Below are 20,743 nucleotides of genomic sequence, written 5' to 3' on the forward strand. Positions count from 1 at the left end.
CCCGGTTCCGGCAAGTATGTCCGGGCAAGTGGTCAGATGCCACGGCCACGAAAACGAGGCTTCGCGCCCTGCCGCCAGTTAAACTGTGACGTCGCGCTTCCGCGCCGGACTTTCTTACGAAAGCCGTGTTTTCGGGCCCCCAGATACTGGAGCACCTGCTTGATCAAGCCTCGCACCCCGCCCGGGGTCATGGAGCTGCTGCCTCCTGACCAGATCGCCTTCCAGCGCATGCTGGACGTGATCCGCCGCAACTACGAACGTTTCGGTTTCCTGCCGGTGGAAACGCCGGTGATGGAACTGTCCGACGTGCTGCTCACCAAGTCCGGTGGCGAGACGGAGCGGCAGGTGTATTTCGTGCAGTCGACCGGCGCGCTGAGCAAGGCCGCCGAAGGACAGGGCGAAGGCCTCCCCGAACTTGCACTGCGCTTCGACCTCACCGTGCCGCTGGCGCGCTATGTCGCCGAGCACGAGCACGATCTCGCATTCCCGTTCCGCCGCTACCAGATGCAACGCGTGTATCGCGGCGAACGCGCGCAGCGTGGGCGCTTCCGCGAGTTCTACCAATGCGACATCGACGTGATCGGCAAGGATTCGCTGAGCGTCCGCTTCGATGCGGAGATTCCGGCAGTCATTTATTCGGTCTTCTCCGAGCTGGACATCGGCGCGTTCACGATCCAGATGAACAACCGCAAGCTGATGCGCGGCTTCTTCGAGGCGCAGGGCGTCGCCGATGGCGAGCTGCAGGCACTGGTGCTGCGCGAAGTCGACAAGCTCGACAAACGCGGCGAGGACTACGTTCGCGAAACACTGACTGGCGAAGGTTTCGGGCTCTCCACCGAGGCGGTCGACCGCATCATGGCGTTCGTCAACGTGCGTTCGACTTCGCGCGCCGATGCGTTGGCGCAGCTCGACGCGTTGGGTGACGGCAACGATTCACTGAGCGAAGGCGTTGCAGAACTACGCGAAGTACTCGAGCTCGTGCATGCGATGGGCGTGCCTGAAACGCACTACGCGCTCAACTTCTCCATCGCGCGCGGCCTGGACTACTACACCGGCACGGTGTACGAAACCACGCTCAACGACTATCCGCAGATCGGTTCCATCTGCTCCGGCGGCCGTTACGAGAACCTCGCCGGCCACTACACCAAGTCGAAGCTTCCGGGCGTCGGCATCTCCATCGGTCTGACCCGCCTGTTCTGGCAGCTGCGCGAAGCGGGCCTGCTGCGCACCGCGACGGGCAGCACCGTGCAGGTACTGGTTACGCAGATGGAAGCGGCGCACCTGCCGCATTGCCTGGCGGTGGCCAACGACCTGCGCCGCGGCGGTTTCAATACCGAAGTGGTAATGGAGGCTGGCAAGCTCGCAAGGCAGTTCAAGTACGCCGATCGCGGAGGCGTCCGCTTCGTCATCGTGCTTGGCGAGGACGAGATCGCGAACGGCACGGTCACCGTGAAGGACCTGCGCCGCGAGGACCAGTTCACCATCAGCCGCCACGAACTGGTTAGCGCATTGCGCGTGGAACTCGCGCAGGCGGAAGTTCTGCAAGGAAAGCAAGCATGAAACCCGTTCGCCTCGATGGACGTTCGCTGACGCGGGCGCAACTGGTTGCCGTTGCGCATGGTGCGGCGGTCGAACTCGCCCCGGAGCAGTTGCCGGCAGTGCAACGAGCCGCGGATTTCCTTGCCGAACAGGCCCGTCGCGAGGAGCCCATCTACGGAGTAAACACCGGTTTCGGCAGCAACGCGGACAAGTTGTTGGGGGCGCATCGCCTGCGCGACTCGCTGCCGGGCCGGGAGGCGAATGACGAAACGCTGCATGAAGAGCTGCAGCGCAACCTCATCGTGACCCACGCCGTATGCGTGGGCGAGCCCTTCGCGCCGGAAGTCGTGCGCGCGATGCTGTGCATCCGCATCAACACGCTGATGCGCGGGCATTCGGGAATTCGCGTGCAGATCCTGCAGGCGCTGACCGATCTGCTCAATGCGGGCATCGTGCCGGTCGTGCCGCAACTCGGTTCGGTCGGTGCCAGCGGCGATCTCGCGCCGTTGTCGCATCTCGCCATCGTACTGCTGGGTGGCGGCGAAGCCCTCTACCAGGGCGAGCGGCTTGCCGGTGCCGATGCGCTTGCACGCGCCGGCTTGCAACCGGTAAAGCTCTCGTACAAGGAAGGCCTCGCGCTCAACAACGGTACCGCGCAGATGCTCGCGACCGGCGTGTTGGCGCTCGCCAAACTCGAAGTGCTGGTGGAGACCGCGGACCTCGCCGCCGCGATGACGATTGACGCGTTCGCCGGCCGCCTGGGCGCCTTCGCCGAAGAAGTGCATGCACTGCGTCCACATCCGGGCCAGGTTGAAACCGCCGCCAACCTGCGACGCCTGCTGGAAGGTTCGACGCTGTGCGACATCGCCTACCACCTGGTGCCGCGTTTCCGCCCGTGGCTGCCGGAGAGCTGGGATGACGCCGAGGCGCAGCAGCTTCGCTTCGACATCGGTTGGGATTGGGTGCCCTTCACGCAACGCCATGGCCGCGAGAAGTTCTACCAGCGTTTCCGCCCGTTCCGTGGGGGCAAGAAGCACCAGCCGCAGGACAGCTATTCGCTGCGCTGCATCCCGCAGGTGCACGGCGCCGTGCGCGACGCCTTGGCGCAGGCCGGACGCGTGCTCGACATCGAACTCAATGCGCTCACCGACAATCCGATCGTGTTCCCGGATGCGAAGGCGGAACACGTCGAGCAGCAGGTGATCTCCGCAGGTCATTTCCACGGTATGCCGCTCGCACTGGCGATGAGTTACGTGAAGGCGGCAATCCCGGTACTGGCGAGCATTTCCGAGCGCCGCCTCAACAAGCTCGTCGACGGTGCTACCAACGATGGGCTGCCAGGCTTCCTGATCGGCAACGAGGACGGCACCGAGTCCGGCTTCATGATCGTGCAGTACACCGCGGCGGCGATCGTCAACGATCTCGCCAGCCGCGCGATGCCGGCGTCGGTGTATTCGATCCCGACCAGCGCAAATGCCGAAGACCACGTGTCGATGGGCGCCAACGAAGCGCGCCACGTGCTCGCGATGGCCGACGACATGGGCAAGGTGCTCGCGCTGGAGCTGTACACCGCCGCTCAGGCGCTGGACCTGCGCCGCGACATGATCAACGCGGCGCGTTCGCTCGCTGCGCATACCGATGCCGTCGGACTGGCTGCGAAGGTGCAGGGGCCGCCCCTCGCCGGCGGCGGTGACCACGATGGTTTCCTGCGTGAAGTCGAAGGCCTGCGCGCCGAGCTGGCTGGCGCCGAGGCGTTCCATCCGGGTCACGCGGTTGCTCGCGCGCATGCGGCAATTCGCGAACACATTCCGTTCCTGGCGCGCGATCGCGCACTCGATGGCGAAGTCGCCACCGCGGTGTGGCTGGTCAGGGAAGGCGTGGTGCTGTCCGCCGCGCGCGGCTGACCCGCGGCGCGGTCTTCAGGCGGCGAGAACGGCCGACGTACGCACGCAGTCGCGGCCGTCGGCTTTCGCCCGGTAGAGCGCGTCGTCGGCGATCTGCAGCGCGGTTTCCACGCCGCCGCGCACGTTCGTATCCACTGCATGAACGCCGAAGCTGGCGGTCACCACGATCGTTGCACCCTGGCTTTTGAACGGCTCGGCGCGCAGTCGCAAACGCAGTTCTTCGGCCACGCCTGCAGCGGCGTCGAGGTCCATGCCCGGCAGTGCGACCACGAATTCCTCGCCGCCAAAACGCGCCAGCAATGCATTGTGCTGCCGCAATGTCTGGCCGATCACGCCGGCGGCCCAGCGCAGGCATTCATCGCCGACCAGGTGTCCATGCCGGTCGTTGATCTGCTTGAAGTGGTCGAGGTCGATCATCAGCAGCGACAGCCGCCGCCCGCTGCGCGCCTGCGACAAGAGGCTTTCGAAGCCTTCGCGGAAATACGCACGGTTGTGCAAACCAGTCAGGCCGTCGCGCTGGCTGGACTCGCGCAGGCGCGCGTGCGCATCGGCGAGCTGGCCGAGTGCGTTGCTGAGTTCGGCGGTGCGCTGGCTCACCTTCTGTTCGAGCTGGTCGCGCGCCTCGCGGATGATCCGTTCGTTCTCAGTGCGCAATGCCGAATAGCGGTAACCCAGGCCGATCGACAACAGCAGCATTTCGAGCGCGGAACCGATCTCCTTGCCGTATTCGGTGAAGAACACCTTCGGCACCAGGCCGAAGGCGACCGCTGCAAACATCCCCGTTCCTAGCAGGAACATCGCCCATGCGAGCAGGAAGATCACCGCCGGCTTGTAGCCGCGCCGCGTGATCATCAATCCCAGCGTCGCCACCCAGGTGATGCTGAGGAAGACGGAGGCCGACGCGATGGGGGTGGAGATGTGGTACGGGAGCTGCGTGGCCGCGAGGCCAAGCACGACATAGAACGCGATGATGCCCAAGGTAATGCGGTCGCCCAGCTTCCAGCGCTCGCGCAACCCCAGGAACGTGCGCGTGAACTGCTGCATGCCAACCTGCGACAGGCAGATCGACAGCGGAACCGATTTGTCGGCGAGCCAGGTCGAGTTCGGCCACAGGTATTCGAAGCCGAGCCCATTGAGCGTGAAGAGCACCAGCCCGAACGCGCTGATGTGCAACAGGTACCAGAAGTAGCTTGCATCCCTCAGGGACAACCACAGCACCATGTTGTAGAAGAACAGCGCCAGCAGGATGCCGTAGTACACGCCCATGCCGAGCTGCGCATCGCGCGACATCTCGGTGAAAGCAGGTTGCGTATACAGCGTCAGCGGGACCTGCATCGAGCTTTGGCTCTGCACGCGAACGAATACGTCGACCGGCTGTTCGCGCGGCAGGTCGACGAGGACATTGGGATGGCGGTAACGGATGCTGCGACCTTCGTTGAAGGGCAGGGCATCGCCGCCCTTCCAGTGCTGCGTGCGCCCGTCGGCGTAATTCGCGTAGACGTCCAGGTGATCACTGAGCGCGTATTGCTGGACGAGCAGCCAGCGCTGCTCACGTTGCGACCGATTGAGCAGGCGCACATGGAACCAGTACGCGCCCTTCTGGAAACCGAATGCGGCGCTTTCGTCCGGCAGCCGGGTGAACTGGTTTCCCGCGAGCTTGTGGGCGGCGACCTGAAGCGAATCCTTCGCCGCCATGTCGTGGTAGTACACGACATAAGGGGACAGTGGAACGCGTGGCGTGCCATCGGTCAGGACCACCGTGTGGTCCGCAAGCGCAGGAACCGCGGCCAGCAACAGCAGGCAGCCCAGGCAGGTTCCCAGCAGCGCGCGCACGATCCCCATCCGCCCCTCGGCAGCCGCTTGCACGGCCTGCATGTCCAGCGGCGAGTGTACTTCAGGGAATTCGCGGGGTCGCGAGCGATGAGCGCATTCAGACAGGAGTACCAAGGGCGTGTTGACCGGTGTGGTGATGATGGACTAATGTATTAGCGCATTAATACATTTGGACAGACATGAAACGCCGCCCCAACGACACCGACCAGGCCGAGGACGCCATCGACGACCTCGCCAACGCCCTGCAGCGGCTCAATACCGCCGCGCAGGTGCGCGCATTCCTGGAAGACCTGTGCACCCCGGCGGAGCTGGAAGCGATGAGCGACCGCTGGAAGGTGGTTCCGCTCGTCGCCGATGGCGTGCCATACCGGGAAATCCACGAGCGGACCCTGGTGAGTGTTACCACCATCGGCCGCGTAGCGCGCACGTTCGAGCGCGGTGCGGGCGGTTATGCGGCGGCACTCAAGCGCCGTGGCTCGCGTTGAGGGCGCTGTGATGACTCCAGCCACCCCGGTAGCAGGCCGCGACCGTCTGCGCATCGCCATCCAGAAGTCGGGCCGCCTGGCTGAACCCGCGCGTGCCTTGCTCGCTTCGTGCGGTCTGAGCTGGCGCGAGAGCCGCGACCGCCTGTTCTGCTACGGCGAGAGCCTTCCCATCGACCTGCTGCTGGTGCGCGACGATGACATTCCCGGCCTGATCGCCGAGGGCGTCTGCGATCTGGGCATCGTCGGCCGCAATGTACTGTGCGAGCAGGATCTGTCCGGGAAGGTCAATGGGTCCGGCGCGCGTTTCCGCGAACTGCAGCCGCTCGGCTTCGGTGGTTGCCGGTTGGCGGTCGCAGTGCCCGACAGCTGGACCTGGCGCGATGCATCGCAACTCGCCGGCAAGCGCATCGCCACGAGCTATCCGCAGCTGTTGTCGAAGTGGCTGGCGGAGCAGGGCATCGAAGCACAGGTCGTGTTGCTGTCGGGTTCGGTGGAAATCGCACCGCGCCTCGGCCAGGCCGATGCGATCTGCGATCTGGTTTCCAGCGGCGCAACGCTCGCGGCGAACCAGCTCAAGCCCGTGCTGACATTGTTCGAGAGCGAAGCCGTTCTGGCTGGCCCCGCCGCGGAGCTGGAGGATGTGCGCGGCGAATTGATGGAGTTGCTGCTTCGGCGCCTCGACGGAGCGCTGCGCATTCGACGCAGCAAGCTGCTGATGTTCCAGGCGCCGCGCGAATTGTTGCCGACGCTGTTGCCGCTGTTGCCTGATGCCGAAGCACCCACAGTGATGCTGATCGATGGCGAGGAGCGGCTCGCGTTGCAGGCGCTGTGCCACGGCGCACTGACCTGGCAGCGCCTCGAGGAACTCAAGCGCGCAGGCGCCCGCGGCCTCATGGTGCTGCCGGTGGAAGGACTGCTCGCATGAAGCGCATCGAGTGGAGCCAGCTCGATGCCGGGAAACGTGCATCGGTGTTGCGCCGTCCGTCGCAGGTCACCGCACCCGAAACCAGTGCTGCCGTGGCGAAAATACTGGATGCGGTGCGGGCTGGCGGGGATGCCGCGCTGCGCGCCTACACGGCGCGTTTCGATCGTGTTGAGCTGAAAGATTTCGCAGTGACAGCTGCCGAGTTCGCTGCCGCGGAAGCCGGTCTATCCGCGACTCTGCGTGCGGCCATCATCGAAGCGGCTTCGCGCATCCGCCGTTTTCACGAAGCCGGCATGAGCGGCGAATTCACTGTCGATACCGCTGCCGGCGTGCACTGCGGCCGCATTCTTCGCGCCATTCCGCGCGTCGGACTATATGTGCCGGCGGGCTCGGCACCCTTGCCATCCACTGCCTTGATGCTGGGCGTTCCCGCATCGCTCGCCGGCTGCGATGACATCGCGTTGTGCACGCCGCCGCGTGCCGACGGCAAGGCGGACGCGGCCGTTTTGTTCGCTGCGCAATGCTGCGGCATCCGCCGCGTGTTCAAGATTGGCGGGGCGCAGGCGATTGCGGCCATGGCGTTCGGTACCGAATCGGTACCGCGCTGCGACAAGCTGTTTGGTCCCGGCAATGCGTACGTGACCGAAGCCAAACGCCTGGTCTCGATGATGGAAGGCGGCGCGGGCATCGACATGCCCGCAGGTCCCTCCGAAGTACTCGTGATAGCCGATACCGGCGCGAACCCGGAATTCGTCGCGGCCGACCTGCTGTCACAGGCCGAACACGGCACCGATTCGCAGGTGGTGCTCATCAGCAATGGCAGCGAGATCCTCGATGCCGTCGGCGATGCAGTGGAGCGCCAGGTATCCAGCCTGCCGCGCGAAGCGATCGCACGAGCAGCGTTGAACGCCTCGCTGGCGATCCGCGCGGATTCGCTGGAACAGGCGTTCGAAATCAGCAACCAGTACGCGCCCGAGCATCTCATTCTCGCCTTGCGCGATGCGCGCGGCTGGCTGCCGCGAGTGCGCAGCGCAGGATCTGTCTTCCTCGGCGACTGGGCGCCGGAAGCGCTCGGCGATTACTGCAGCGGAACGAACCATGTGCTGCCCACGAGCGGCGCAGCGCGCTGGTGCAGTGGCCTTAGCGTGGCGAGCTTCCAGACCGCGATCACGGTGCAGGAAGTGACGATCGGTGGGCTGCGCGACATTGGTCCTTGCGCCGTCGAGCTCGCGTCCGCCGAAGGACTGGATGCGCACCGCCTTGCAGTGCAACTGCGCTTGGAGGCGCTTGCGGCATGAGCGTGCTCGATTTCGTGCGCAGCGACCTGCGCGGCTTCGCCGGCTATTCCTCGGCACGGACCGAATCGTTGCAGGGAGAGATCTGGCTCAACGCCAACGAATCGGCCTGGGCTAATCCCGCCGACGACAGCGGCGGCAGCCGGCGCTATCCCGATCCGCAACCGCAGGCGTTGCGCGAGCGGCTTGCGCAGCTGTATGGCTGCAATGCATCACAACTGCTGATCGGGCGCGGCAGTGATGAAGCCATCGACCTGTTGGTGCGCGCATTGTGCGAGCCGGGCCGCGACGCTGTCGTGGTGACGCCTCCGGTGTTCGGCATGTACGCGGTCTGCGCGCGCCTGCAGGATGCGCGTCGCATCGACGTGCCGCTGGTGGATGGCGAAGCGGGATTCACGCCTGATTTCAAAGCAATCACCGAAACGGCGCTGACTAACCAGGCCAAGCTCGTGTTCCTGTGCTCGCCGTCGAATCCCACCGGCGCCGCGATCCCGCTGGCGGAAGTCGAAGCACTGGCGCGCAGGCTCGAAGGCCGTGCCCTGGTAGTCGTAGACGAGGCTTACGGCGAGTTTTCCGACGTTCCTTCGGCGATCACGTTGCTCGACGGGTTCTCCAACATCGCTGTGCTGCGCACGCTGTCGAAAGCGCACGCACTGGCTGCCGCACGCATCGGTTCGCTAGTCGCAAACACCGAACTGATCGACGTGCTGCGCTGTTGCCAGGCACCGTATCCCGTGCCGACACCGTGCGCCGAACTCGCGCTATCCGGTTTGTCCGAAGCGGCGCTCGATCTTACCCGCCAGCGCGTGGAAACCATCCAGGGCGAGCGCGCTCGTTTGCTGCCCGTGCTTGACGCGATGGCCGGCGTGCTCCGCGTCTATCCGTCGCAGGGCAATTACCTGCTGGTGCGTTTCAGCGACGCCGAAGCCGCGTTCCGCGCGCTGCTTGCAGCCGGCATCGTGGTGCGCGACCAGCGCGCCGCGCCGCAGCTAGGCAACGCATTGAGGATAAGCATCGGCACGCCGGAACAGAACGATCGCGTGATCGCAGCATTGGATAAACGCAAGGCAGCCGCCGCATGAGCACGAAAATACTGTTCATCGACCGCGATGGCACGCTGATCGAGGAGCCGGAAGACTTCCAGATCGACAGCTTCGAGAAGTTGCGCTTCGTCAATGGCGTGATCCCGGCACTGCTCAAGCTGCGCGATGCAGGCTACGAATTCGTCATCGTCAGCAACCAGGACGGCCTCGGTACCGAGACGTATCCGCAGGGCAGCTTCGACGGCCCGCACAGGCTGATGCTGCAGGTGTTCGAAAGCCAGGGCATCACCTTCCGCGAGGAACTGATCGATCGCAGCTTCCCCGAGGAAAACCTGCCTACGCGCAAGCCGGGCATCGGCCTCGCGATGCATTACCTGCGCGATCGCAGCATCGACCTCGACACATCCGCGATGGTGGGCGATCGCGAGACCGACAACCAGTTCGCGAAGAACATGGGCATCCGCGCATTCCAGCTGAAGACGCCGCAGTTCGGCGGCGAATGGGACTGGGCGGGCATCGCCCACGAACTCGCCGACGCACCGCGTACCGCAAAGGTCCGGCGCAGGACCAAGGAAACCGACATCACCGTCGAAATCGACCTGGATCGTGCAGCCGAACCACAGGTCCACACCGGCCTTCCGTTCTTCGACCACATGCTGGAACAGCTCGGCAAGCACGGCGGCATCGCGCTTTCGGTTCGCGCCGAAGGCGACCTGCACATCGACGAGCACCACACCGTCGAGGACACCGCGCTCGCGCTGGGGCAGGCGCTCAAGGATGCGCTCGGCGACAAGCGGGGCATTGGCCGCTACGGTTTCGTGCTGCCGATGGACGAGGCGCTGGCGCAGGTAGCACTCGATTTTTCCGGCCGCGCATATCTCGTTTTCGAAGGCGAGTTCAGGCGCGAGCGCGTCGGCGACCTGCCGACCGAGCTGGTTCCGCATTTTTTCCGTTCGCTGAGCGATGCGGCCGGCATCAACATCAACGTGCAGCTGCGCGGCGAAAACGACCACCACATGATCGAAGGTGCATTCAAGGGGCTGGCGCGCGCACTGCGGGAAGCCGTTCGCCGCGAAGGAACCGCATTGCCGAGCACCAAGGGCGTACTGTGATGCAAGTGGTGCTGATCGATTCGGGCGGCGCCAACATCGGCTCCGTGAAATACGCGCTGGAACGCTTGGGCGTGAACGCGCAGCTCACGGCAGATCCGCAGGTCATAGCTAGCGCCGATCGCGTGATCCTGCCCGGAGTAGGCGCGGCAGGGCCAGGCATGGCAAGGCTGCGCGAACTTGAACTCGTCGACGTGGTGCGCGCAGTCAGGCAGCCGCTGCTCGGCGTCTGCCTGGGCATGCAGTTGTTGTTCGACTCCTCGGAGGAGGACGACACGCAGTGCCTGGGCCTCGTTCCCGGGCGTGTGCGCAAGTTGGCGGGCGGCCAGGGCATCCGCGTCCCGCAGATGGGCTGGAACACATTGAAGCCGCTTCGTGAAGATTCCTTGCTCAGCGGTGTGCCGGAAGGCGCGCAGGCCTACTTCGTCCACAGTTATGTCGCTCCCATGGGCGAAGACACGCTGGCGACGTCGTCGCATGGCGAAGAATTCGCCGCGGTGGTGCGCCATGGAAACTGCTGGGGCGCGCAGTTCCATCCGGAGCGTTCCGCGGCTGTTGGGGCGAAGCTGCTCGAGAACTTCCTGTCGGAGCGTTTGGCATGAGCGACTTCGCGTTGTTGCCCGCTGTTGATGTGCGCGAAGGCCGCGTCGTCCGGCTTCGCCAGGGCGATTACAAACAGGAAACCCGCTATTCCGACGATCCGCTTACGATCGCGAAGCGATACGCAGAAGCGGGCGTGCGCTGGCTGCATCTCGTCGATCTCGACGCGGCGCGCGAAGGCGGTTACACGCTGTCGCCGTTGTTGGGTGCCATCAAGGCTGCGACGGGATTGCAGGTACAGACCGGCGGCGGCGTGCGCAGCAGCGACGACGTGAATCGCATGCTCGAAGCGGGCGCGGATCGCGTCGTGATCGGTTCGCTCGCCGTGCGCGATCCCGATACCGTACTCGGCTGGTTGCAAACCGTCGGTGCGGAAAATATCACCGTAGCATTTGACGCACGTAACGTCGGTGGCAGCTGGCAGTTGCCGATCGCGGGCTGGACGCAGCAGAGCGGGATGATGCTAGCCGACATGATCGCGATCTATGCCGAAGCCGGACTGCGGCATGCGCTGTGCACGGACATCGATCGCGACGGCATGCTGGCGGGTCCGAACCTCGCCCTGTATCGCGGCATCCTCGCGCAGGCGCCACGGTTGCAGCTTCAGGCTTCAGGCGGCGCGCGCGGTATCGAAGACATCGTCGCGGCGCGCGCCGCAGGTTGCGCTGGCGTCGTGCTCGGCAAGGCGTTGCTGGAAGGCCACTTCGACCTGGCTGCGGCGTTGGCAGAGGAACGTCTGGTGGAGGAACGCGCATGCTGAGCCGCAGGATCATTCCCTGCCTGGATGTGCGCGATGGCCGCGTCGTGAAAGGCGTGAAGTTCCGCGATCACGTCGACATGGGCGACATCCTTGAACTTGCGTTGCGGTATCGCGACGAAGGTGCGGACGAGCTCGTGTTCTACGACATCACCGCCAGCCCAGAAGGCCGGCGCGCCGATCGCAGCTGGGTGGAACGCGTGGCGCGAGTCATCGACATTCCTTTCTGCGTGGCGGGTGGCATCCGCGACGTCGAAGACGCACGCGTGCTGCTTTACGCGGGTGCGGACAAGATTTCCGTCAACACGCCTGCGCTGGAGCGCCCTGGATTGATCGGCGAGCTCGCGGCCGCATTCGGGGTCCAGTGCATCGTGGTCGGCATCGACAGCCTGCGCGACGAAGACGGCGAGTGGCGCGTGCGCCAGTACACCGGCGACCCCTCGCGGACGCGCGCGCTCGCGAAGCGGATGCTGGATTGGGTCGTGGAAGCGCAGCAGCTTGGTGCCGGCGAGATCGTGCTCAACTGCATGGGCAGCGACGGTGTGCGTAATGGTTACGACCTGGTGCAGCTGCGGGCGGTGCGTAAACTCTGCGATGTGCCGCTGATCGCGTCGGGCGGAGCCGGCACCGCCGGACACTTTGCGCAGGTATTCCGCGATGCCGATGTCGATGGCGCTCTGGCCGCATCGGTATTCCATTCCGGGGCGATCCGCATTCCGGAACTCAAGCGTTCACTTCGCGAGCAGGACATCGAGGTGCGCGATGCAGGCTGAACAGATCGACGCACTCGCCTGGGACAAGCAGGACGGACTGCTGCCAGCGATCGTGCAGGATGCAGGCACGTTACGCGTCCTGATGCTGGGTTACATGGACCGTGCGGCCTTGCAGGTCTCGCTGGACAGCCGTCGCGTCACGTTCTTCAGCCGCAGCAGGGGCCGGTTGTGGATGAAGGGCGAGCAATCGGGACATTTCCTCGATCTGGTTTCGATAGAAGCCGATTGCGATGGCGACACCCTGCTGGTCACCGCGCGTCCAAACGGGCCGACCTGCCATCTGCAGCGGGCCAGCTGCTTCGCCACCGCGAAGGGGGATTTCCTCGCCGAGTTGCAGGGTCTGGTGGATCGCCGCGACTGCGAGCGCCCGGCCGGCAGCTACACCACGAAACTCTTCGACGCGGGCGTTCGTGCGATCGCGCAGAAAGTGGGCGAGGAGGGCGTGGAGGCCGCTCTGGCTGCCGTTGCACAGGACGACAGGGCGCTCCTGGGCGAAGCGGCTGACCTGTTGTTCCACCTGATCGTGTTGCTGCGCTCGCGCGGGTTGTCGCTCCATGATGCAACGGAAGTCTTGCGTTCCCGTCACGCCGAGGCTTCACGACCTGTCGCCTGACCGGCTTGCGAAGTAGCCGGAGGCTCGGATAATCGCTGCAGCCATAGGAGGTTGCATGCGGATCGTATTTGCCATCGTTCTCTCGCTGTTGGTCACCGACGTGCTGGCGGGAACCGGGTGCAACTCGGGCACCGTTTTCGAGGACCGCAATGGGAATGGAAAGCGCGACGCCGGCGAGCCGGGCATTGCAGGCGTAAAACTTTCCGACGGCGTGCAGTTGAGTTCCACCGATTCGCAAGGCCAGTACGAACTCGCCGCATCCGGCGATCGCGCGTTGTTTGCCATCAAGCCTGCGAACTACGACAGCGTGCGCCGCGCCGACGGCTTGCCTGACCTGTGGCGTTCCACCGATCAGGGGGCGGAAAGCTCCGCATGCGATTTCGCGCTGCGGGCATCGCGGCCGTCGCCGAATCGCCGGAAGCAGCTGAGCGTGATCGTGATGACTGATCCGCAAGTAAAATCGTTGCGCGATGTCGATTATTACCGTCGCGATATCGTCGAACCCCTGCAGCGTGAACGTGCGGTCGACATGGGGCACGGCTTCGGGCAGTTCTATTTCCAGGGCCTGGCCGGTGATCTCGGCCTGAGCCTTGGCGACATCGTGAATGACCAGCCTGTGCTGTATCCGGCGGTGATCGCGACAACCGCGAAGCTCGGGGTGCCCTGGCTGCATGCAGCCGGTAACCACGATGTCGATGTGGGTGCAAAGGACGACGAGGATTCGCTGGTCAGTTTCCATCGCCACTTCGGTCCGGATACCTGGGCGTGGGAAGAGCCTGAAGCAGCTTTTGTAGTACTCGACGACGTTGTCGCCAGTCCCGGCCATGCGCCGGCCTACGTCGGTGGCCTGCGCGAAGAGCAGTTCACCTTCCTCGAACGTTACCTGCCATCGGTACCGAAGGATCGGCTACTCGTGCTTGCAGTCCACATCCCGCTTTTCGATACCGCGCCTGGCGTCGAGACCTTCCGCCATGCCGATCGCGATCGCTTGTTCGCGCTGCTTCGTCAGTTTCCGAAGGTGTTGCTGCTCAGCGGCCATGCCCACGCACAACAGCACGTGTGGCACGGCGCCGATGGCGGTTGGCACGGTGAAACGCCATTGCACGAATACAACGTCGGCGCGGCGTGCGGCGCGTTCTGGTCCGGAGTGAAGGATGCCGACGGCATTCCGGATTCCACGATGCAGGACGGCACGCCCAACGGGTATGCGCGGCTTGAGGTACGTGCGGGTGGCGACTACCGTCTCTCCTGGCATCCGGTGCGACTGCCCGCCGGCGATACCGCGGTTACCCCGGCGATGTTCCTGTACGCGCCGAACGTGCTGCGTCGCGGATCGTGGCCATCTTTCGGCGTGTATGCCAACGTGTTCATGGGCGATGCGAAGATAAAGGTGGAATACCGCGTCGATGGCGGTGCGTGGCAATCCATGAAGATGGTTGCGGAACCCGATCCGCGGTTGCTCGCCGAAAACCTCAAGGACGATCAGGCGTCGGTATTGCGCGGGTACGATCGCGCGCCGCCCGCCAAGCCGTCGCCGCACCTGTGGCGCGGTGTATTGCCGACCGATCTTCCTGCCGGCGCGCATCGCGTGCAGGTGCGCGCATTCGACCGCTGGCAGGGGGAACAACTGGCGGAAACGAACTATCGGCTTGACGAAGCAGCCGAATAGGATTCCTGTCGTGGGGGTTCAGGAAGCGAACAGTTCCCGCGGGATATCGGCGAACGACTCGACGCGCGTGTGGCCGTGCGTGGCGTCGCCGCTGCGCGGTTGCAGGTAGTCCTCGCGGCGGTCGACCAGCACGGTCGCCAGGCCAGCTTCGCGCGCCGCATCCAGTTCCTCGACGATGTCGGAGAGGAACAGGATCGCGGACGGTTCGACGCCGATGGATTCGGCGATCCGGCGATAGCTCGCAGCCTCGCGCTTGCCGCCGATTTCGGTATCGAACCAGCCGGAAAACAACGGTGTCAGGTCGCCTGCGTCGCTGTGCCCGAAAAACAGGCGTTGCGCAGGCACGCTGCCGGAGGAATACACGTACAACGGAATGCCCGCTTCCTTCCACGCGGCGAGTGCAGGAGCAGCGTCTGGATAGATGTGCGCGGTGAAATCGGCGCTGTGGTAACCGTCGGCCCAGATCATTCCTTGCAGCGCTTTCAGCGCGGTGTGCTTGCGGTCCTCGTCGATCCAGCCCTGCAGCACCTCGACGATCATGCGGTCGTCGCACATGCCACCGTTCTCAGTGGCGACCGCGTCGAGCCAGCGGCGCACGCCCGGTTCACTGCTGCGCGCGGCGACGAATGCCGGCAGCGCACGGCGCGCGTAAGGAAACAGCACGTCCTTGACGAAGGAAATGCTGCTGGTGGTGCCTTCGATGTCGGTGAGGATGGCGCGGATGGGCATGGGGTCATCAATTTACGGGCGGCAGGCAGTCGCTTTCATACGTCAGGCTGCAGCGGGAAGAAGAGCGCGGCGCGCCGTTTCCGCGAGGCGTTGGAACGGATCGTTACTGCCCTTCCTCGAGGCGTGGCTCGTAACGTGGAAACTTCTGCGCGATATCGGTGCCTGTGAAGTGCCCGACCCAGCCATCCGGCTCGGTGAAGAAGCGGATCGCCACGAAACTCGGCTCCGGTCCCATGTCGAACCAGTGCAGCGCGCTGTCGGGAACGGAAATCAGGTCGCCTTCCTCGCACCTGATCTCGTAGACCTTGTCGCCGACGTGCAGGGTGAACAGGCCGGAACCGGCGACGAAGAAGCGCACCTCGTCTTCCTTGTGGAAGTGTTCGTCGAGGAACTTCGCGCGCATCGCTTCCTTCTGCGGATTGTCCGGCGCGATGCTGACGACATCGACCGTCTTGAAGCCGCGTTCGGCGATGAGGCGGTCGATGTCGCTGCGATACGCATCGAGGATGATGTCCGGCGCGTCGCCGGGCGCAACGGGCTTGTCCGCCGCCCACTGCTCGAAACCGACATTGATCTTCGCCAGTTCGCGGGCCATTTCGGCCTGGTCGCCGGTGGTCAGCTGCGGTTCGCGGGGATTGTCTTCGGCAAAGATTCGCAGGCGGCTCATGGTGCTCTTCTGTAGCGTGGGCGCTGGCCCACCGGCAAGTGATGGGATCGATCGACGGACTCGAGTCCGCCCTACGAGCGCAGGCGGCGCAGGTCCAGCTCGCAGCCGAGCAGGAATTCGAAGGCTTCCAGGTGACGGCGCGCTTCGCCCATGTCGCGGCCCCAGGCATACAGGCCATGGCCATCGATCAGGTAGCCCCACATGCATTGCTTGTCGAGCAGGGCATCGACCTGCGCGGCGAGCGTATGCATGTCCTGCGTGTTCGCGAACACCGGCACGTCGATTTCGGTGTCGTGCGTGGTGTTGCCGGCGAAGGCCTTCAGCAACTCATAGCCTTCCAGGTGCACGTGTCCCATGCCGGCGAACAGGCGCGAAGCCACGGTCTGGTTATGCGAGTGCGTGTGCAGCACGCAACCAACTTCGGGGAAGCGCTTGTAGAGCTGGGTGTGGAGCAGGGTTTCGGCGGACGACTTCAGATCGGTGGCAACAGGCTGTCCGTCCACGTCCACGACCATGATGTCGGCTTCGGTGAGCTTGCCCTTGTCCCGACCAGACACGGTGATCGCCACGTGCCGTTCGTCCATGCGCTGGGAGAAGTTGCTGCTCGTCGCGGGTGTCCAGCCGCGTTCGGACAGCTCGCGCACGTTGGCGATGATTTCTCCGGCGCACTGCGCCAGGCGCTCGGGGTCGTAGGGCGGGGGAGGATTCATGCGCAAATTGTATCAACCCCGCTTCGGCGGCATGCCGACGGTGCCATAACGGAAAAGCCCGGCCGGAGCCGGGCTTTTCACACGGACTGACTGCTGCGTTATGGGCCGGTGCTCGGGCCCTCGTGCACCAGCGGATCCGGCGGCAGCTTCTCGATCATGCCGTGCAACAGGTGTTCGTTGCCGGGCGCCAGGTGGCTGCGGCGCCGGGCGAAGAAGAAGTAGATGGCGAGGCCGAACACGGCCCAGAAGCAGAAGAACTTGATGGTCGGATTCCAGCCGAGGCTGAAGAACAGCAGCACGCAGCCCGCCATCGCCAGCGGGCCGACGACCCAGATCAGTGGCGTCCGGAAGGGGCGGTGACGGGACGGTTCGGTGATGCGCAGGACCATCACGCCCGCGGCCACCATGAAGAACGCGAACAGCGTGCCGGCGTTCGAGATGTCGGCCAGCTCGCCCACCGGGAACAGCGCGGCGAAGAAGGCCACGAAGATCCCGGTGATCCAGGTGACGATGTACGGCGTGTGGAACTTCGGATGCACGCGCGAGAGGGCTTCGGGCATCAGGCCGTCGCGCGACATCGTGAAGAGGATGCGCGTCTGGCCGAACATCATCATCAGCACGACCGAAGGCAGCGCGATGATGGCGGCACCCGCGACCAGGTCACCGATGCGCGGCCAACCGATGTTGCGCAGCACGAACGCCAGCGGCTCCTTGCTCTGCGAAAGCGGGCCGCCCGGCTGTGCACCCATCGAGCCCACGGCCGTGTAGGCAACCAGCAGGTAGAAGATGGTGCAGATCGCCAGCGAGCCGATCAGGCCGATCGGGATGTTGCGGTTGGGGTTCTTCGTTTCTTCCGCGGCGGTGGAAACCGCATCGAATCCGACATAGGCGAAGAAGATCGAAGCCGCGGCGCCGAGCACGCCCACGCCGGCCAGCGGGGTGCCCCAGCCGTTCGGCAGCATCGGCACGAAGTTCTGGCTTTCCACGGCGGGGAACGCGAGCAGGACGAAGGCGCTGAGCGCGGCGATCTTGATCATCACCAGCACGGCCGTGACCTTCGCCGATTTCGAAGTGCCGATTGCGAGCAGCCAGGTCACCACCAGCGCCAGCAGGAAGGCGATGAGGTTGAAGCTGCCCTTTGCCGTGGTGCCGTCGGGAAGCGTGATCGTGTCGAACGGACCGGCCGTGAGCGCCGCCGGCAGTCCCATGTTGTGTACATGCAGGAAGCCGTTGGCGTAGCCGGACCATCCGACCGACACCGCCCCCGCCGCGACCGCGTATTCCAGGATCAGCGCCCAGCCGACCATCCAGGCGATCAGCTCGCCGAGCACGGCATACGAGTACGTATAGGCCGAACCGGACACCGGCACCATCGCGGCGATTTCGGAGTAGATCAGCGCGGTCAGCGCGCAGACGATGCCCGCGATGATGAACGAGTACATCATGCCGGGACCGGCCTTGTTGGCCGCCACGGCGGTCAGCACGAAGATGCCCGTGCCGATGACCGCACCGATGCCGAGCATCGTGAGGTCGAACGCGCCGAGCTGGCGCGTCAGTGCGCGCTTGCCGGCGGTCTCCAGAATCAGGTCCAGCGGTTTCCTGCGTTGAAACAGCATTACGTTCTCCCCCAAAAGCGGTTGACCAGACACACGGTTTCCCGCGTTGGGGCGGTACGTGAGCCGGCCGCACCATACCGTGCGGCGCCGCAAAGGCACAAGGTGCGGCTGGCAGGGGCGATAATTGCGTACCCCACGAGCTGCTTGACCATGAACGAGATCGCCGCCACAGCCGACACGCCTTCCCTGGATGACGCACTGCATCATGCGCTGCGCGACTATGCGCGGCGCTGGCCCGACGAGGCTGCTGCAGTGGATTTGTTTGGCGGCTTGCTGGCGGATCACGACGCGGCGGATCCGTTCACGCGCGAGCGGCTGGAAGGACACTTCACAGCGTCCTGCTGGCTCGTCGACCGGACAGGCATGCGTGTGCTGCTCACGCACCACCGCAAGCTCGATCGCTGGTTGCAACTGGGCGGCCACGCCGACGGCGATCGCGATCTGGCGCGCGTGGCGCTGCGGGAGGCGGAGGAAGAATCGGGGCTGCAGGAGCTGGACGTGGTACGCGAGATCTTCGATCTCGATCGTCACTGGATCCCCGCGCGCGGCGACGTGCCCGGGCACTGGCACTACGACGTGCGTTATGTCGTGCGTGCGGGAGCTGACGAGGAATACGTCGTGAGCGACGAGTCACATGATCTCGCGTGGCGCGAAATCGCGGGCATTGCGGACGCCGCCGGCGCCGACGAATCCATGCGGCGCATGGCGGGGAAGTGGCTGTCTCGAATCGATCGGTTCGCGTGAAAGCAAGAGGCCAGACGCATATGCGGTCTGGCCCTGGGTTTGGTCCGCAGCGAACTGCGGATCAGTCGGCGCGACCCGCGAATTCGCCGGTCGTCGTGTTCACCAGTACCTTCTCGCCCGAACCGATGTATTCGGGAACCATGATCTCGATGCCCGTCGACAGCCTGGCCGGCTTCGGGCGCTTGGTGGCGGTGCCGCCCTTGAGTTCCGGCGGGGTTTCCACGACTTCGATAGCCACGCTTTGTGGCAGCTGCAACGCGACCGGCTGGTCGTCGATGATCTGCACGTAGCAACCGGTCAGGTCATCGACGATGAAACCTGCGGCATCGCCGACGACATCCGCGTCGAGCGTGTAGGGCGTGTAGTCCTCGTCGTCGAGGAACACGAAGGCATCGCCGTCCTTGTACGAGAACGTGGCCTCGCGGCGGCTCAGTTCGACTTCCTTGAGCTCGTCCTCGGCGCCCATGCTGACGTCGAGCTTGTTGCCGCCCGGAACGCTGTACATGGTGAAACGGTACTTCACGTTGCCGCCGCGGCCTTGCGGCGAGCTGCGCTCGATGTCGCGCACCTGGTACACGCCGTTGTTGTATTCGACAACGTTGCCTTTTTTTACGTCGTAAGCCTTCATGGATTCATCTTGAAGTGAGGGATCGGAAGAGACGCTCGTTGACCCACCAGGTCAGCGCGCCCCAGAGCAGTCCGCCGATGGCGCAGAGCGGCATGGCGATGCCGAGCAGCATAGGCAGGCGAGGATGATCGGTTCCCAACGTGAGCGTGACCATGACGGCGATCGCCACGGCCATGCTCCCGCCATAGGTCAGCAGCCCGCGCACCAGTACGAAGCGCGCGAACCCACGGGCACGGATGGCCGGCCATTGTTCGCGGATCCACAACTCGGTGCGCTGGCCGAAGTTCACTTCAGCTGTAGCCGGGTGGCGCCATCAAGGCGGATGGTCTCGCCATTGAGATAGCGGTTGCCGAGGATGTAGGCGACGAGGTCCGCGAATTCTTCCGGACGTCCGAGCCGCGACGGGAACGGGATGGTCGCTGCGAGCGACTGCTGCACCGATTCCGGCATGCCATCGACCATCGGCGTCCAGAACACGCCCGGCGCGATGGTCATTACGCGGATGCCGAAGCGCGAGAGTTCGCGCGCCATTGGCAGGGTCATACCGACCACGCCCCCTTTGCTCGCCGAATACGCGGCCTGGCCGATCTGGCCCTCAAAGGCGGCGACCGACGCGGTGTTGACGATCACGCCACGCTCGCCGTCTTCGCCGGCTTCGTTGTTCTGCATCACGGAGGCAGCGGCCTTGGCGACGTTGAAGCTGCCCACCAAGTTGACCATCACCGTCGTCTGGAACTGCGACAGCGGCATCGGGCCTTCCTTGCCGATCACGCGGCCCGCGCCGAGGATGCCCGCGCAGTTGATTGCCGCATTGAGGCCGCCGAGGAACTGCTTTGCGGCTTCGACATTCGCAGTCACGCCGGCTTCGTTGCTCACGTCCGTCTTGAAGTAGCGCGCGTTGGCGTCGCCCAGTTCGGCAACAGCGGCGGCAGCCTTGTCATCGTTGACATCGAACAGCGCGACCTTGCCGCCGTTGGCGACGAGATGCTTCGCGACGGCGAGGCCGAGGCCGGAGACGCCGCCGGTGACGATGGCGCGGACGGTATTGAGCTGCATGGAGAGTCCCTGAAGGCGGAAAGAGGCGATTTTAGCCGCTCGGGGGTA

General features: G+C 64.8%; 21 protein-coding genes. 13 read left to right on the forward strand and 8 right to left on the reverse strand.

Annotation, left to right across the window (positions count from 1 at the left end; genetic code table 11):
• Positions 1-159: 159 nt before the first annotated feature.
• Entirely contained in the window at positions 160-1,560 is a 1,401-nt protein-coding gene (hisS, locus tag ASD14_RS05910; protein WP_200947023.1) for a histidine--tRNA ligase, read from the forward strand.
• Positions 1,557-3,443, forward strand: coding sequence for an aromatic amino acid lyase (locus ASD14_RS05915; RefSeq protein WP_056130375.1), 1,887 nt, complete (start codon positions 1,557-1,559; stop codon positions 3,441-3,443). The genes hisS and ASD14_RS05915 overlap by 4 nt, the downstream gene beginning before the upstream one ends.
• A 15-nt stretch (positions 3,444-3,458) precedes the next feature.
• Here the strand turns inward: ASD14_RS05915 and ASD14_RS05920 are convergent, their stop codons facing one another.
• Positions 3,459-5,318, reverse strand: coding sequence for a diguanylate cyclase (locus tag ASD14_RS05920; protein ID WP_056130378.1), 1,860 nt, complete (start codon positions 5,316-5,318; stop codon positions 3,459-3,461).
• A 137-nt stretch (positions 5,319-5,455) separates the two neighbouring features.
• Between ASD14_RS05920 and ASD14_RS05925 the strand changes: the two genes are divergently transcribed.
• The 10 genes from ASD14_RS05925 to ASD14_RS05970 are packed head-to-tail and all read left to right on the forward strand — an operon-like array spanning position 5,456 to position 14,545.
• Positions 5,456-5,761: a YerC/YecD family TrpR-related protein gene (locus tag ASD14_RS05925; RefSeq protein WP_056130380.1), complete on the forward strand. Its 306-nt coding sequence runs from the start codon at positions 5,456-5,458 to the stop codon at positions 5,759-5,761.
• Positions 5,762-5,771: 10 nt separating this feature from the next.
• Positions 5,772-6,686, forward strand: a complete 915-nt coding sequence (gene hisG / locus ASD14_RS05930) for an ATP phosphoribosyltransferase (protein WP_056130382.1) — start codon at positions 5,772-5,774, stop codon at positions 6,684-6,686.
• Entirely contained in the window at positions 6,683-7,984 is a 1,302-nt protein-coding gene (gene hisD, locus ASD14_RS05935) for a histidinol dehydrogenase (RefSeq protein WP_056130384.1), read from the forward strand. Before hisG ends, hisD begins: the two co-directional genes overlap by 4 nt.
• Complete coding sequence (gene hisC / locus ASD14_RS05940; protein WP_056130385.1) at positions 7,981-9,063, forward strand: histidinol-phosphate transaminase; 1,083 nt, start codon at positions 7,981-7,983, stop codon at positions 9,061-9,063. The genes hisD and hisC overlap by 4 nt, the downstream gene beginning before the upstream one ends.
• A complete protein-coding gene (gene hisB, locus ASD14_RS05945; RefSeq protein WP_056130388.1) occupies positions 9,060-10,136 on the forward strand; it encodes a bifunctional histidinol-phosphatase/imidazoleglycerol-phosphate dehydratase HisB in 1,077 nt (358 codons plus the stop codon). Before hisC ends, hisB begins: the two co-directional genes overlap by 4 nt.
• On the forward strand, positions 10,136-10,735 hold the full coding sequence (gene hisH, locus ASD14_RS05950; RefSeq protein WP_056130391.1) for an imidazole glycerol phosphate synthase subunit HisH: 600 nt from the start codon (positions 10,136-10,138) through the stop codon (positions 10,733-10,735). The genes hisB and hisH overlap by 1 nt, the downstream gene beginning before the upstream one ends.
• On the forward strand, positions 10,732-11,493 hold the full coding sequence (gene hisA, locus ASD14_RS05955; RefSeq protein ID WP_056130394.1) for a 1-(5-phosphoribosyl)-5-[(5-phosphoribosylamino)methylideneamino]imidazole-4-carboxamide isomerase: 762 nt from the start codon (positions 10,732-10,734) through the stop codon (positions 11,491-11,493). Before hisH ends, hisA begins: the two co-directional genes overlap by 4 nt.
• Positions 11,487-12,263 carry an imidazole glycerol phosphate synthase subunit HisF gene (gene hisF, locus ASD14_RS05960; protein ID WP_056130397.1) on the forward strand — a complete coding sequence of 259 codons (777 nt, stop codon included), beginning with the start codon at positions 11,487-11,489 and terminating at the stop codon, positions 12,261-12,263. Before hisA ends, hisF begins: the two co-directional genes overlap by 7 nt.
• A complete protein-coding gene (hisIE, locus tag ASD14_RS05965) occupies positions 12,253-12,876 on the forward strand; it encodes a bifunctional phosphoribosyl-AMP cyclohydrolase/phosphoribosyl-ATP diphosphatase HisIE (protein ID WP_056130401.1) in 624 nt (207 codons plus the stop codon). Before hisF ends, hisIE begins: the two co-directional genes overlap by 11 nt.
• Before the next feature lie 55 nt (positions 12,877-12,931).
• Positions 12,932-14,545: a calcineurin-like phosphoesterase family protein gene (locus tag ASD14_RS05970; RefSeq protein WP_056130404.1), complete on the forward strand. Its 1,614-nt coding sequence runs from the start codon at positions 12,932-12,934 to the stop codon at positions 14,543-14,545.
• Positions 14,546-14,563: 18 nt separating this feature from the next.
• On the opposite strand, the gene mtnC is transcribed toward ASD14_RS05970, so the two are convergent.
• The 4 genes from mtnC to ASD14_RS05990 all read right to left on the reverse strand — a co-directional run bounded on the left by mtnC (position 14,564) and on the right by ASD14_RS05990 (position 18,267).
• Entirely contained in the window at positions 14,564-15,274 is a 711-nt protein-coding gene (gene mtnC, locus ASD14_RS05975; RefSeq protein ID WP_056130408.1) for an acireductone synthase, read from the reverse strand.
• A gap of 103 nt (positions 15,275-15,377) precedes the next feature.
• The gene (locus ASD14_RS05980; protein ID WP_056130411.1) at positions 15,378-15,941 is read right to left on the reverse strand and encodes an acireductone dioxygenase; all 564 of its coding nucleotides are present in this window, start codon (positions 15,939-15,941) and stop codon (positions 15,378-15,380) included.
• Between the two features lie 71 nt (positions 15,942-16,012).
• On the reverse strand, positions 16,013-16,651 hold the full coding sequence (locus ASD14_RS05985) for a methylthioribulose 1-phosphate dehydratase (RefSeq protein ID WP_056130415.1): 639 nt from the start codon (positions 16,649-16,651) through the stop codon (positions 16,013-16,015).
• A gap of 98 nt (positions 16,652-16,749) precedes the next feature.
• Positions 16,750-18,267: an amino acid permease gene (locus ASD14_RS05990; protein WP_056130417.1), complete on the reverse strand. Its 1,518-nt coding sequence runs from the start codon at positions 18,265-18,267 to the stop codon at positions 16,750-16,752.
• A gap of 150 nt (positions 18,268-18,417) precedes the next feature.
• On the opposite strand from ASD14_RS05990, the gene ASD14_RS05995 reads away from it, so the two are divergent.
• Entirely contained in the window at positions 18,418-19,011 is a 594-nt protein-coding gene (locus tag ASD14_RS05995; protein ID WP_056130419.1) for an NUDIX hydrolase, read from the forward strand.
• Positions 19,012-19,072: 61 nt separating this feature from the next.
• Here ASD14_RS05995 and yeiP read toward each other — a convergent pair whose 3' ends face one another.
• Genes yeiP through ASD14_RS06010 form a run of 3 tightly spaced genes read right to left on the reverse strand, consistent with a single transcriptional unit; the run spans position 19,073 to position 20,695 of the window.
• Positions 19,073-19,639: an elongation factor P-like protein YeiP gene (gene yeiP / locus ASD14_RS06000; protein WP_056130422.1), complete on the reverse strand. Its 567-nt coding sequence runs from the start codon at positions 19,637-19,639 to the stop codon at positions 19,073-19,075.
• A gap of 4 nt (positions 19,640-19,643) precedes the next feature.
• Positions 19,644-19,928: a hypothetical protein gene (locus ASD14_RS06005; RefSeq protein ID WP_056130425.1), complete on the reverse strand. Its 285-nt coding sequence runs from the start codon at positions 19,926-19,928 to the stop codon at positions 19,644-19,646.
• Complete coding sequence (locus ASD14_RS06010; protein ID WP_056130428.1) at positions 19,925-20,695, reverse strand: SDR family NAD(P)-dependent oxidoreductase; 771 nt, start codon at positions 20,693-20,695, stop codon at positions 19,925-19,927. The genes ASD14_RS06005 and ASD14_RS06010 overlap by 4 nt, the downstream gene beginning before the upstream one ends.
• Positions 20,696-20,743 lie beyond the last annotated feature (48 nt).

Origin of the sequence: Lysobacter sp. Root494, assembly GCF_001427225.1 — a bacterium.
Classification (GTDB): Bacteria; Pseudomonadota; Gammaproteobacteria; order Xanthomonadales; family Xanthomonadaceae; genus Agrilutibacter.